The organism is Pantoea cypripedii (assembly GCF_002095535.1).
GTDB lineage: Bacteria > Pseudomonadota > Gammaproteobacteria > Enterobacterales > Enterobacteriaceae > Pantoea > Pantoea cypripedii.
The window spans coordinates 476878-491167 of sequence record NZ_MLJI01000001.1 but is presented as its reverse complement, the minus strand read 5'-3'; the positions used below and the strand labels follow the sequence as shown (position 1 = coordinate 491167).

Annotated in this window: 12 protein-coding genes; all 12 read left to right on the top strand. The window is 42.9% G+C overall.

All coding sequences use genetic code 11. The annotated features are described in order from the left end of the window. The first annotated feature begins 1771 nt into the window (after positions 1 to 1771). A complete protein-coding gene (locus HA50_RS02160) occupies positions 1772 to 3952 on the top strand; it encodes a polysaccharide biosynthesis tyrosine autokinase (RefSeq protein ID WP_084872072.1) in 2181 nt (726 codons plus the stop codon). Positions 3953 to 4028: 76 nt separating this feature from the next. Next, complete coding sequence (locus HA50_RS02155; RefSeq protein ID WP_084872068.1) at positions 4029 to 4772, top strand: hypothetical protein; 744 nt, start codon at positions 4029 to 4031, stop codon at positions 4770 to 4772. Between the two features lie 116 nt (positions 4773 to 4888). Continuing rightward, positions 4889 to 5059: a hypothetical protein gene (locus HA50_RS31365; protein WP_158087393.1), complete on the top strand. Its 171-nt coding sequence runs from the start codon at positions 4889 to 4891 to the stop codon at positions 5057 to 5059. A gap of 29 nt (positions 5060 to 5088) precedes the next feature. Beyond that, positions 5089 to 7239, top strand: coding sequence for a polysaccharide biosynthesis tyrosine autokinase (locus tag HA50_RS02150; protein ID WP_084872066.1), 2151 nt, complete (start codon positions 5089 to 5091; stop codon positions 7237 to 7239). 63 nt (positions 7240 to 7302) lie between these two features. Next, on the top strand, positions 7303 to 8193 hold the full coding sequence (locus HA50_RS02145; RefSeq protein WP_244193554.1) for a glycosyltransferase: 891 nt from the start codon (positions 7303 to 7305) through the stop codon (positions 8191 to 8193). Positions 8194 to 8236: 43 nt separating this feature from the next. Further along, entirely contained in the window at positions 8237 to 9481 is a 1245-nt protein-coding gene (locus HA50_RS02140) for a hypothetical protein (RefSeq protein ID WP_139810890.1), read from the top strand. A gap of 31 nt (positions 9482 to 9512) precedes the next feature. Then, positions 9513 to 10289: a glycosyltransferase gene (locus HA50_RS02135; protein ID WP_084872058.1), complete on the top strand. Its 777-nt coding sequence runs from the start codon at positions 9513 to 9515 to the stop codon at positions 10287 to 10289. After that, positions 10196 to 10549 carry a glycosyltransferase gene (locus HA50_RS02130; RefSeq protein ID WP_084872055.1) on the top strand — a complete coding sequence of 118 codons (354 nt, stop codon included), beginning with the start codon at positions 10196 to 10198 and terminating at the stop codon, positions 10547 to 10549. The genes HA50_RS02135 and HA50_RS02130 overlap by 94 nt, the downstream gene beginning before the upstream one ends. Before the next feature lie 39 nt (positions 10550 to 10588). After that, complete coding sequence (locus HA50_RS02125) at positions 10589 to 11404, top strand: glycosyltransferase (protein ID WP_084872053.1); 816 nt, start codon at positions 10589 to 10591, stop codon at positions 11402 to 11404. Between the two features lie 70 nt (positions 11405 to 11474). Continuing rightward, positions 11475 to 12785, top strand: coding sequence for a flippase (locus tag HA50_RS02120; RefSeq protein ID WP_084872051.1), 1311 nt, complete (start codon positions 11475 to 11477; stop codon positions 12783 to 12785). Further along, positions 12785 to 13321 (top strand): serine acetyltransferase, encoded by a 537-nt coding sequence (locus HA50_RS02115; RefSeq protein ID WP_139810889.1) that lies wholly within the window; start codon positions 12785 to 12787, stop codon positions 13319 to 13321. The genes HA50_RS02120 and HA50_RS02115 overlap by 1 nt, the downstream gene beginning before the upstream one ends. Positions 13322 to 13521: 200 nt before the next feature. Continuing rightward, positions 13522 to 14268: a beta-1,6-N-acetylglucosaminyltransferase gene (locus HA50_RS02110; protein ID WP_158087392.1), complete on the top strand. Its 747-nt coding sequence runs from the start codon at positions 13522 to 13524 to the stop codon at positions 14266 to 14268. Positions 14269 to 14290: the final 22 nt, after the last annotated feature.

Genomic DNA, 14290 nt, shown 5'->3' with positions numbered 1-14290 from the left:
TTGCGTTAGAGTACATTTCATGTCTCTCATCTGTATAGTTGTTTTTGTTATTTGCTTATGAATAAAATGGTTATTTATCTGTAATGCTTCTTTCTATTTAGATGAATATTCATCTGCGTTCATTTTTTCACGTATTTTATTTGGTTGGTATTCTGGTTGTTTGTAAGGAAATAGTGAAGGCTATTTTCAATAAATCAGATTAGTAGCAATGACATCCTGATAATAAGTCCACTTATTAATCGTGTTTTATAGTCAGAGAATACGATAAATGGGATGCTACTCTGCGGTAGCACTGCTTTTCAGTGGCCCAGGTGGCAGCATGCTAATCCTGCGGTGTTTTCACCCCTGTTGAAGGTGTCCATGCAAGGGTATGCGCTTAAAAGATCCGGTCGCGTCTGTTGATTTGTTTTTTTATCGCGTACAGCATTAGCTTTGCAGTTTCCAGGTTAATTGATGAATTTTTTTCGAAGGGAAGTAAAGATTAGCCAGCAAAGAAATGCGACTTAATAATAAATTATGAATGTGACTCAGGTGTTATGGAAATATATTAACAATCACTCTTAAGCCAAATGGTCAGGATCTGGTAATGACTTTGCTATCAGGGGTGGTACTAAGATAAATCGCAGAAGCCGACCATTAAACATTAAAAGAAGATAAAGTAACTGCAATAAGGGTTATCAATGTGCCATGGGATGACCTTCGTGACGGCTGCGAAAAAGCAAAGGTGCAACACCGACCATAGTTACTTTAAGTTGGGGTAATAAGGGAATGAAGTTCCCTATGGTGGGGATCTGAAGCCATTACGTTACCGAATAGTTCTGACCTGAGTGATTTTACGGGGGTGAGCTGTAACTGTCTGTTACTATGATGTTTTTTTGAGATTTATTGTCAGCCTGTTTTTATTCTTCGTCCCTGTTCACATCATGGCCTACCACCTCTTTCCCACAATCGCTATAAGATAATCACTAAATCAAATATCCTCGCAGAGGCGTCTAAAAAAGCCGCAATGTTCAGCGATCTGACGTGTGAAAAGAATATTCAGACTTCTTTATGACGCTATGTACTGATTCCGAAAAACATTAAAAACCAGAAAAAATATTTCATTAAAAACGAAGGGTTAGAAATTTAACCAGGCGGTGTGACATTATTTTATCAATCGGGAAACTACGCTATGGAAAGTAAGTCAACCGATCATGACGGAATGGTCAGATGCCGGAATAAGGTTGCTAATTACTCTGCGGTGTCGGCATTTTTTGTATTTTAGGAAAGAGGCTATATTCTTTTGAACTTAATAGGAAGATAGTGCCAACCAGGACGAAGGCAATTTCTTACAGGCTATCTGGTATCGTGATATCTGTTTTGTTTTTCCGGTCTGCATCCTGACTCCTGAACATTTTTGCTCAATGAGCAGTCAAGATCTGGTTAAGTAAATGGATGCAGGTAGGGCACCGATGAATATCGGTCTCCTCTCTCCATTAATACCAAAAATTAATAGAGTCATTGCAATCGAAACGGTGATTTCCAGCCAATAACTGGAAGGCGAAATTAAAAAATATCTATACCGTTTCGGCATTGGTGATGTGCTGATGGTTGCGCGTTCGCCTCAGGTAAGAGGAAAAATCATGCTATTTGGGCACGGGTTAGGCCAGCGAGTCACTACGAATACCTGGCACCAAAACACGGAAGCTTGCGAACCGTTTATCAACTTATCGATCAGGCCTGTATGTGTGGGGCAAAAAAACTCACCGGCTGATATCACAGGAATCATGGCATGACAACGGCTATCAAACATAAAATCGTCACCGCCGAATCAGATGAAATCGATTTGGCGCGCGCGTACGGTGAACTGCTTGATCATCGTAAATTGATTATTGGTGCGGCAATCATTTCTACGATGCTTGCGGTGACCTATGCGTTATTCGCTACGCCGATTTATCAGGCTAATGCAATGGTTCGGATTCAGAAAAATCAGGGTAATGCCATCCTCGAAAGTATTAACCAGATACTGCCGGATACGCAGTCCGTTGCTAAACCCGAAATGGCATTGCTGCAATCACGCATGATCCTGGGAAAAACCGTAGAGGATTTGAACTTACAGGCCGTTATTAGCCAGAACTATTTTCCGTTTTTTGGCCGTGGCTGGGCGAGAATGACCGGTGAGGTGCCAGGTAAACTCAGCATCAATCGGCTCTATATGCCGCGAACCGGTGGTGACGCCCCGCATATTACCTTAACGGTTTTGGACAAGAACCGCTTTCATGTTGCGGGTGATAACATCCAGTTTGATGGTGAAGTGGGCCAGCTCGCTACCCGTGATGGCTTCGCTATGAATGTTGACAGCATGAACGCCCAACCGGGCACCCAATTCACCATTAAATATGTCTCACGCCTGGCCGCCATTGCCAATTTGCAGGATGCTTTCAGTGTGGAGGATCAGGGTAAAGATACTGGGATCCTGTTGCTGAGGTTGAGCAGTGATGACAAAGCCAGGGCAGGGACGATCCTCAACAATATCAGCCAGAACTATTTAGATCAGAATGTTATCCGGCAATCGACCCAGGATGCGCAAAGTCTGGATTTTATCGATCAGCAACTGCCACAGGTGCGCAGTGACCTCGATACCGCAGAAGACAAACTGAATCATTATCGTAGCCAGAAAGACTCAGTCGATTTATCGCTGGAAGCAAAATCGCTGCTTGATCAAATGGTGAATGTTGATAGCCAGCTGAATGAGCTGACTTTCCTCGAAGCTGATATTTCTAAGCTGTATACCAAAGGTCATCCAACCTATAAGACGTTACTTGAAAAGCGTCAGACCTTATTGCAGGAACGCGATAACCTGAATAATCGTGCTTCAGAAATGCCAGCTACCCAACAGGAAGTTGAACGACTGAGCCGCGATGTCAATTCTGGCCGGGCGATTTACATGCAGCTGATCAATCGTCAACAAGAGCTGGATGTATCGAAGAACAGCGTCATCGGCAATGTGCGGATTATTGATAGGGCCGTCACGCAACCTAAACCCGTCCAGCCACAAAAACTGATGGTGGTTGTCACGGGTCTGCTTCTGGGGTTGTTGTTTGCACTACTGGTGATCGTGCTGAAAATTCTGCTGCGCCGCAGAATTGAATCTCCTGAGCAGCTGGAAGAGCAGGGTATTAGCGTTTATGCCAGTATCCCGATGTCAGAATGGCTAAGTAAACTGAACAACGGCGGGAAAGCAAAACGCTTCAAAGGGAAGAACGCTGTTGCAGAGAGCAAATTCCTGGCAATTGAGAATCCTGCGGATATCGCCATAGAAGCGATGCGTAGTCTGCGCACCAGCCTTTACTTCGCGATGCTGCAAGCCAGAAATAATGTTCTGATGATCTCTGGTCCCACACAAAATGCGGGTAAGACATTTGTTGCCAGCAACTTAGCGGCCGTGATGGCTCAGTCCGGCAAGAGGGTGCTATTTGTTGATGCGGATATGCGCAAAGGTTATGCCCACAAACTGTTTAACCATACTGGCAAACAGGGATTGTCGGACATTATTACCGGCAATGTGAATCCGGCGGAGTTAGATAAGAAGATTTCCTGCGCGGGATTCGATTTCATTCCTCGCGGAAGTATTCCACCTAATCCGGCGGAATTGCTCTCACATAAGAGATTTGAAGGATTTCTGGCCTGGGCATCCAACAATTATGACCTGGTACTGGTTGATACCGCACCGATTCTGGCTGTTACCGATGCCGCCATTATTGGACGCCATGTCGGTACGTCAATGCTGGTAGCCCGGTTTGAAGTTAACACCCTCAAAGAAGTTGAAGTGAGCATTAAACGTTTCGAAAGCGCAGGGGTGGAAATTAAAGGCTGCATTCTTAATGGCGTGGTCAATAAAGTGAGTAGTTATTATGTCTACGGATATAGTCCATATAACTACACTTATGCAGAAGACAAAAATGGACGATAGCTGTGAGTAAATGAAATTGCCGTCCTGAAAAAGAGGCTGCTTTTAAACGCTAAACTCAATGGTTAAGGGTTTTCCTATGCGTAAAACTATCTTCGTCGTAATTTTAAGTGGTAAAAATTATAAAGACTCACGCGTACTGAATTGCATGATGAACAGAACTTATGCTGATACGGATCTGCTGATCATTAATCGGGGACCTACTCCACTGCAATTTGATAAAGACTTCATTCATACGTTAGGGTTTTTTGTGAGTAGTATCGATATCAAAGAATCGATTGGTGAGCTACCGCTCGGTGAAGTCTGCAATGACGTTATCAGGTCAAATGAAAGATACGAACGATTTATTTTCTTTGATGATGACAGTATTCTGAACAAAGAATATATAAAAAGACTGGACCGTTATCATGAAAATGGCGTGGATTTGCAGATACCAAGTATCCGCGGTCGGCTTGATGGGAAAGTGTATTTCCCCATCATTAATGACGCGGTATGCAAAACCAGTGATGGCCTGAAAATCAACACCGGGGTGAGCGTGAAATCATTAGGTTTAGGTCTGGTGATCTATCGCTCTTTGGTTGAAAAATTTTCTGCAATAAGTACAGGTGTGTTCGACAATCATTTCACACTGAATAGTTGTGATACCGGATTTTTTAGTCGGCTTGAATTGCTGAAAATGGAAAAGATTGATGTGGCGATACAAGTGGTCAATACACTTAACTATTCACTTGCACAATCTCACGATTTAACCAGTAAATGGCGCTTGCTTGACAAAATACGTGATGGATTTTTATCCGTTAAAGTGAGTCGGTTTCGCTATTGAAACGATGTGTTATCAATGATGCTTTAACGAAATCAGGTTTTCTGAGATAGCTTTGCATTTTTAAAATATGTATAGAAAAAAATAATCAGTGATGTAATGGATTGGATTTACTTTATATGACTACTTTACAGCAGCGCATACACTTTAACGCCGCCTTGTTAATCTCTCTGGCATTGATTCATTTTATGGCGCACTCGCCACTGGCAGCCATTATTGCGAAAAATCTCAATCTGGAGATTGCCGCAGATATTTGTCTGTCTGTCATTTGGCGCGGGCTATGCCTGTAAGTAATGCAGCAAGATAACAGGATGAAATCATGGCCACTAAACCCGTTGTGAATATTTATATGGAAGAAGAAGATGGCGTTGAGGTAAGCCGACTCTGCGCAGAGTTGCTTGATTCCCGTCATTTGATTCTGGGTATCACCACTGGTTTTATGCTACTGGCATTGGGCTACGCCTTACTATTGCCCGCCACGTACCAGGCAAACGCGCTTATTCAGGTTGAACCAGAACCGACCAACACCGTTATTGCCGGTCACAGTAGCTTAATGCCAGACGGTAAGCCGGTCTCTTCGATAGATGTGAAGTTGCTACAGTCCAGAGAGATTATCGGTAAGACGGTTGACGACCTGAATTTGCAGGCCAATGTTCAGCCGAAGCGTTTGCCGCTCATTGGTGATGCGCTGGCGCAGCTGACAGGTGAAACCGGGGGCGAAATCGATGTCAGCCAGCTCTATCTCCCTGGGGCAACGGACGATAAAACTGACCAGGCAATATTAACGGTGATTGATAGCCATCACTATCAGGTTGATTATCAAAATAGATCCTTCATTGCGGAAACCGGGATAGTGGCCGGCCAGGCGGGGATGAAGATTCTGGCAGACAGAATCAGTGCCCTGCCTGGCACGCAATTTATCGCAACCTATACCTCGCGACTGAATGCGATTAACGCGGTGATGCGCAATCTGACGGTACTTGACCCGGTCATCAATAGCGGCATGCTCACCCTGACACTGACAGGTCATAATCGCAGCGAAACCATTAAAATCCTGGATAATATCGCATCGCATTATCTGAGCCAGAACATCAGTGAACAGGCTGCGCAGGATAGCCAAAGCCTCGCGTATTTAGATCAACAACTGCCGATTGTCCGCCGTGATTTAGATAACTATGAAGATAAGCTCAATGCGGCCAGAGAGATAAATGGAACGATTGATCTGCCGTTAGAGGCGCAATCCGTTCTTGACCAGTCGGTAGCTATTGATAGCCAGCTGAATGACCTCACCATCAGCGAGTCTGAAATTTCACAGCTGTATACCAGAGATCATCCGGCTTATAAGATCCTGCTGGAAAAACGCAACACGCTGCTGACAGCAAAAGCGAAGTTGAATGAGAAGATCTCCGACATGCCGCTTATCCAGCAGGAGATATTGCGCCTGACGCGGAACGTGGATTCTAAACATGATATTTACATGCGTTTACTGGCGAGGCAGCAGGAACTTAACGTCGCCATTTCCGGCGCGATAGGCAACGTTCGCATTGTCGATAGCGCGGTAGATGATTCTGAATCACTGGCACTGCAAAAACTCATTATTGTTATTCAGGGATTGCTGTTGGGGCTTTTTGTCTCAGCGACGGTGATTTTTATCAGAATAGCGATGAATAAAGCGGTGGAAACTTCAGATGAGTTGGAACAACGGGGGTTAGCGGTGTATTCGAGCATTCCCTTTTCGGAATGGCTGGAAAAAAATAACCGGAAAAAATCCTGTCAAATGTCTTCGGCTTTTCTGCTGCGTGAAAATCCTGACGATCTGGCCATTGAAGCGATGCGTAGCCTGCGTACCAACCTGTATTTCGCCATGCTTGAAGCGCGCAACAATATCCTGATGATTTCAGGCGCCAGTGCGAGCGCAGGGAAAACTTTCGTCAGCACTAACTTCAGTGCAGTGATTGCACAAACAGGCAAGAAAGTGCTGTTGATTGATGCGGATTTACGCAGGGGAACCGCACATCAAATTTTCAATATCCCAGGTAAGACTGGGTTAGCGGACATACTTGCGGCGGATTATCCGATCTCATCAGTCCTGCCGGTTGAAATCAGTGACAGTTTGCACTTTATCGGACGTGGCAAAGTCACCCAGGGTTTTACCGAACTGCTGATGAGCAAACGATTTGGCGAATTAATGCGTTGGGCAGAGAAGCATTACGATTTAGTAGTGATAGATACGCCCCCGGTGCTGGCGGTCACAGATGCGGAAATTATCGGCACCTACGCTGGCACCACGATGATGGTGGTTCGCTGTGCAAAAAATACGGTGAAGGAATTAGAAATTAGTCTGCGTCGTTTTGAACGCAGCGGCATCACTGTGAATGGCTTTATTCTGAATGGGGCAAAACTTCGTGCCAATGGTTACTACAGTTACAGCGATATCCAATATTCGTATGAATCCGCAGGTAAAAGTTAAAAGCAGTTTTTAGAGCATCAGATGAATTGATTTTTATTATAAATACGGTATCTAAAAATAAATATGCATATTCCTTTTATGCATGGAGATAAGATTATGAATGCCAGGCATGCAGCGCAACCACTGGTCACAGTTTACATTCCCACGCATAACCGTTCGTCATTGGTTAAGAGCGCGATAGCATCAGTCCAAAACCAGACATATAAAAATCTGGAAATTATTGTCTGTGATGATGGTTCATCTGATGACACCGCAGCCGTCATCGCTGAGATGCAAAAGAGTGATAATCGAATCGTGTATCTGAAAAACGACGTGCCGATGGGGGCATGTTATGCACGCAATCGCTGTATCGAAATTGCCAGGGGTGAGTTTATTACTGGCCTTGATGATGATGATTATTTCCTCAGTGCAAGGGTGGCTAACTTTGTTGATGCCAGCAGAAGGCTGAATAAATCATTCCTGTGCGCCAACATGATCTTCAAAAACCGTGACATCGAGCGTAAATGGAAAGAATACACCGGGGATGTCACGCTGAATATGATGGGTTTTAAAAACTGGGTGGGTAACCAGGTTTTTATCAAGACAGTGATGATGAAAAACGTCGGGGGTTTTGATACCAGTTTCCCCGCCTGGCAGGATTATGATCTCTGGTATCGCATGATTCTGCGCTACGGTGCCTGTTACAGAATGAATGATGCAACTTATGTGGTGAACATTGAAGATGACCGGCCACGGATTACCACGGGAAGTAAGGCATGGCAGGGATATCAAAAATTTATTACCACACATAAAGCGCATCTGAGTCGTCAGCATCTTAATTCACTCTACTTTCAGGATAAGCAGAACAGGAAAGACGAGATAAATTTTAAAGAATTTATTCATTATCCTGGCATTGACAACCTGCTGATACTGGCTAAGCACAAAGTCAGAAAACTTATTGGCATCCATAAATAAAGAATAACTGACAATAATTTAAGGTGCGCTCATGACTATGAGAATGAATAAGCTGATGCCCCTGAGCTTAGCAATGAGCATGACTATTCCATTAGGCGGTTTGGTGCTTTCCTTTTTCTCTCTGGATAAAAAGGGAATGAACCGTTTGCCATTTTTTGTCATGTCGATGTTCTACTTTTTTTTACTGATCAAGATTCCACCATTAGGTGATCTCTACCGACGCTATCTTGAGATCAGTGCATATGGTCCGGGAACCCGATTTTCAGATATTGCCGGGGTGCATACTGATGTCCTGCTCTATGTTAATGGCTGGATATTCCAGCTATTGAAAATCCCGTTCTTTTTTATTCCTGCTTTTTATGGCGGAGTGATGTGTTATCTGTTGCTGGCATCTTTCAGAAATGTCACGCTGATAAAAAATCCAGGGAATGAAAACCGGACAGTCTCATCCGGCAGGCTCGCATTAACCTATTTCACGGTATTTTCAACATTAAATATTTTAAACCTGGTGTTGGGCATCCGTTATGGGACTTCTCTGGTATTTATGATTTATGCCGTCACCTGTTATTACAGTCGTAGTAAGTTACGCTGTGGTGGATTTTTGGCACTTTCGATAATGATGCATTTTTCCATGATGTTTGTGTTACTTGCTTTTCTGGCGAGCATCGTGGTGAAAGTCGAAAAGAAATATGTACTGCCACTCAGCATATTTTTCTGGTTGTTGAGTGCCGTGGCGTTGCGCTCGATTCTGCCCAGTATCGCATTTATGGGAATTGGTGATTATGCAATGGGAGGGTACGTAGACGGTTCCTTTAGTGCCACGCCAAACGATAGTAATACTATTGCTGTGGCGTTTATTACTCGCGTGCTTGGATTAGTTTCCTTAGTTTTTTACCTCCTGAGTAAAAGTGAAGTAAAAGGATTCGACAGATTTCTGAATATATTTATTCCCTGCTGCTTTATCATGTCTATCTCATATACGGCAATGGGGCGCTATCTCAACGTTGCACAGTATCTGCTGGCAATTCGGATTTGCTATGTCTATTTATTTTCTGCTGGACTCAATTCGGCAAGGTTTCGCATTCTGCTCAGGAATTTTCTTGTCGTATTTGCACTGCTGAGTCTGCTGGTCATCAATATCTATACACAGAGAAGAACGTTGTCGATGGGCGGCTTGTGGTCTTACGCCTGGACAAGCCCGGTATTTCTGCTGAGTTATAGCGAGAAAGATTTTGATAAGTACCTCAACGATATCGACTATGACGGGTACTGGATAAAGCATAGATAATTTTATCAATTTTTAAAAAAGACACCACACAATGAAAAACAAGATCCTTTTTATTGTCCCGAGTTTAAAAAATGCGGGACCCGTAAACGTATGTCTGACCATAATAAAAAATCTGCCTGACTTTTATAACATTGAAGTTTTGGCCCTTAACGATGGCGAACGCAAAGGGGAGTTTGCTGCACGAGCTAAAGTCACCATATTCAAACGAACCGCTGTTTTACAGGTGCTGAAGTTTATCCGCAAAGGGGAGTTTTCGGTTGTGCATAGTCATTGCACGGTCTCCGATATCTTCAACTATTTCTCGTTTGCCTCGGCCCCGCAGGTCACCACGATACATAATTATTTTGAAGTGGACTTCGTTCAGACCAAAGGATTCGTTAAAGGAATGCTTGAGGGCCTGGTCGGACGCTTCATGATTCGTCATTTTCATAAAGTGGCCTGTTCTTATGCGGTGATGAAGCATTGCGTGAGTCATCACGCGATGAAGAAAGTGACGGCTATTCCCAATGGTGTCGAACAGCCACGCGCTTTGCAGCATCAGCGCCATGGCAATGTCGTGCATTATTTTTATTTGGGTGTGCTAAACAAACGGAAAAATGTTCAACAGGTTCTGGAAGCCTTTGATGCCTGGTGCCCAGGGAAGCGAGCTGAACTGCATATTATTGGTGCGGGTGTGGATGAAGAACATCTTCGGAGTCGTTTTAATAACAAAAGATTATTTTTCATGGCAGCATCGATCAACCGTATGCCCTTTATAAAGACTTCGATTGTTTCATTTCAGCATCACATGCTGAAGGTCTTCCATTAGCACTTATCGAATCAATGGCTTCAGGTAAGACATTTATTTGTTCAGATATCGAACCACACAAAGAAGTCCTTGATGCCCATAAGGAGAAAAGCGGTTTTTTATTTAATAAAACAACATCAGGACTGATTGATTGTCTTGATGAACACTATTTTTTTAACGACAAGGTCAGCCTGTCAGTAAACGCTAAAAACAATTATTCAAAAAACTATTCCGCAAAAAAAATGGCACTTAGCTATAGCGAACTTTATCAGGAGATTTGATTGCATTGATTACTGATTACACACAGCAAAAGGTGACATATGTTACAACAACCATTCTCTGTACTCATGTCCTTATACTATAAAGAAACACCAGAAAACCTGGAAAGTTGTTTTCTCAGTCTGGAACAACAAACGCTTCAGCCTAAGGAAATCATTCTGGTTATCGATGGCCCTATTGATAATGTTCTGGAGGAAGTGGTAACACGGTGGGAAAGTAAACTCTCCGTTCAACGGGTACAACTGGAAAAGAATATCGGATTAGGACTGGCGCTGGCAGAAGGAATGAAGCACTGTTCTTGCGAATATATCGCGCGTATGGATACGGATGACATTTGTTTTCCGGAGCGTTTTCAGCGACAGATGAAGTATATGGAGGAAAATTCTGATGTCGCCTTACTCGGGGCTGCGGTTATTGAGTTTGATGAAACCGGACAGCAACGACTTAAACGTCTTCCCGAGAATCATACGGATATTAAACGCTTTTCAAGACTCAAAAATCCCTTCAATCATATGAGTGTGATTTTTAAAAAATCGGTAGTTGAACAGGTTGGGGGCTATCGTCATCATTTATTTATGGAGGATTACAACCTTTGGTTAAGAATAATCGCAGAGAATTTTACAACACATAATTTAACAGATATTTTGTTGAATGTGCGTGTCGGTTCTGGCATGTTAAAGAAACGCCGGGGTTTTAACTACATTAAGAGTGAAGCGTCTCTCTTTAATCTGAAAAGACAATTGAAGACGGTTTCGATAGTTAACAATCTTGCTGCTTTTCTTGTTCGGGTTTCTACCCGGGTTGCACCAGAGAAGTTTCTAAACTTTCTTTATCGTGTTGATAGAGTAAAAATTTAATCTTTACCTTTCCATCCCACCATATTTATTTTTTTGATGTGAAACAGTTGTGCTCTTACAGGAGATTGCTGTGAACAGGCGAGTGGTCACTAATGCTTTCTGGATCATATCTGAAAAGCTGATAGCTGTATTTGGCCTGATTTTCGTTACGTCCTTCGTAGCAAAATATGTAGGGCCAGAGATATTTGGAGAGATCGCGTTCGCGACGTCAATTTTCCAGATAACACAAATTGTCGCCCAGATGGGCAGCGATGTCATCATTTACAAAAGGATGAGCAGGAACCAGCAGTCGGGGATCAAGATCACACTCACCACAACCTGGTTCAGGTTGTTGATTTTTGCTGTGCTCTGTATTCCCTTCATTGCATTTACCTGGTGGCGATTGGGTGAAGAGGGGATCTATTTTGTTTTTGCCTGTTGTCTGGCCTGCTTATTCACCACACTCGATGTTTATAACCTGTTCTTTGATGCAAAGCTGGAGTCAAAAAAGAACACGTTGATCAATGTGATTGGTCTGGTGGTGAGCCTGCTTTGCCGCTGGGGGATTGCCTGGCTGGAAATGGATCCAGTCTGGTTATGTGTACCGATAATCCTGACAGGCCTGATACCTTTTGTATTGCGTCGGTTTCTTTTCCATCTTGAAATCGACCGGCCAACAGTGGTCTGGCGAAATCAGATGCGCTATGCCAAATACCTCTTTTACTCCGGTATGGCATTCGTGATCTCCTCAATCTCGGTTGCACTTTATACGCGACTCTCGATGATGGGGCTGGAATTTATGGAGGGTCATGGGACCGTCGGTGTGTTCTCGGTTGCGGCTACCCTTGCTGGTGCATGGTCATTTGTCTTCAATGCCTTTACGACCTCTGCATTTCCGGCAATTTTTTCAGAAAATGATGAAGAAGAAGCATTGAACAAAACGGCTAAGCTTAATATCACAGTTATTGCCATATCATTACCCGTTTTTATCGTGTCATTCTTTTTTGGTCGCTACTTCATCGATTACTTTTATGGCGAAAAATATGAGGCTGCCTACATACCTTTGTTGATTATTTTTGGTTCAACCATGCTGTCAGCGTTGGGAACCGTGTCAGGACGCTTTATCGCTAAGTATTCTGGCTATGCCTTTTTGTCCAAAAAAACACTGTTGGTGCTGCTGACCAGTATAGTTTTAAATTTTCCACTTATCTGGTTCTATGGCATCTGTGGTGCCGCGATAGCGACGCTATTGACAGAACTCATTTCTTTAACTGTGTTTAATTATTTCTTCAGGAGCGGGATTGTATTCAGGTTGCATGTCAGAACATTTCAGATTAATTGTCTTGGTTTTCTTAATAATAAACAAGTCAGGATTAACTACAATCCTGGATCAGGTGAGTGATGATGAATATCTTTCGCAGCATGAAACTGACGTTGTCAGAAATTAAAATGAATCCAGGCATCAAATCGAAGCTGGTTGTACTGCTGTATCGGCTGGCCTCATTACATGCCCGGCGCGTGGCGGTGTTTTATCCGATAACGTTACTCTTTGTTATTATGCATAAGTTTTTTAATGAATTTATGTTTGGCATTGAAATTTCATACCGGACGAAAATTGGTCATGGATTTGTCGTCTGGCATGCCTACTCGGTGGTTATCAATAGCGGCTGTGTCATCGGCAAGAATTTCAATATCAGACAATGTTGTACCGTGGGAGGGAATAGGTTGTCTTATCCAGAGCATTTTATCATCGGTGATAATGTCTCGATGGGAGTTAACTCCTGTATTCTCGGTGATGATATTGAGATCGGCCATAATGTTGTTATTGGTGCAGGGGCCATAGTGATGACCAGTGTCGCTGACGATCACTACGTGATAGCGCAGAAGCCCTTTATCAAAACCCGTAAGTATCAACCAGAAAATATTCGCGTAGCCTGATGTGAAGTATTGCTTATCCTGTTGATCGAATTCATTAAAATGAGCTGTTTCATCTTTAGGAGAGTAGAAAATGAAGAAAATATTTTGTATTCTTTGCCATAAAATCACCAATCCACTTTTATATACGGTGAATTATTTGTCTGCCTTTGAAGAAAATATCATTTTAATTCATGTGGATGCTAAGTCTCCGATGGATGAATTTGACGTTTTCACTGCAAAAAAATATTTTCTTTGTCAGAGATCGTGTTGATATATCCTGGGGAGGGTACAGCCTTGTTGACTCGACGATTAAAACTTTTAATGAAGCATTAAACTTTAGCTTTGATTATATGTTTTTAATTTCGGGAGATGACCTCCCGTGTATGACCAACCAGGAAATCAATGATTTGTTATCCTCCATTGCAATGAGGAATCTGATCCACTATCAGGATAAACGCAATACTTATGTGGATCCTCTGCTCAGGGTCAGGTATGACTACCCACACTATTTCTATAAGAAAAATAAAAGCCTTCCTGAAAAGATGAAGACTCGAATGTTCAGGATTATTATGCCATTTTATGTCAGCAGACGTTTTAAACAGGATGCCCATAAGGTCGCACAGTTTTACAAAGGTACCAACTGGATTTCATTGAACCAGAAAACGTTGCAGTCTTTAATGGCATTTATTAACGCCAATGACTGGTATCGTGATTTGTTTCATCATTCTTTTATTTCTGATGAGGTTTTCTTTCATACTGCTCTTAAGGAGATCGGTGTGACCGATAATTATCATGATGAAAATAAACTGAATGACGCTCTAAGATATATCGACTGGACAACCGGGCCGGATTATCCAAGAACTCTTGATTGTAGTGACCTCGCCAGGATCAAAGCTTCGGGCTGTGTCTTTACAAGGAAAATATCATCAGGCATTCCTTATGAGTTCTTCGAAAAACTGATCCAATAAATAGTAGAGGGCTTGCATCCTG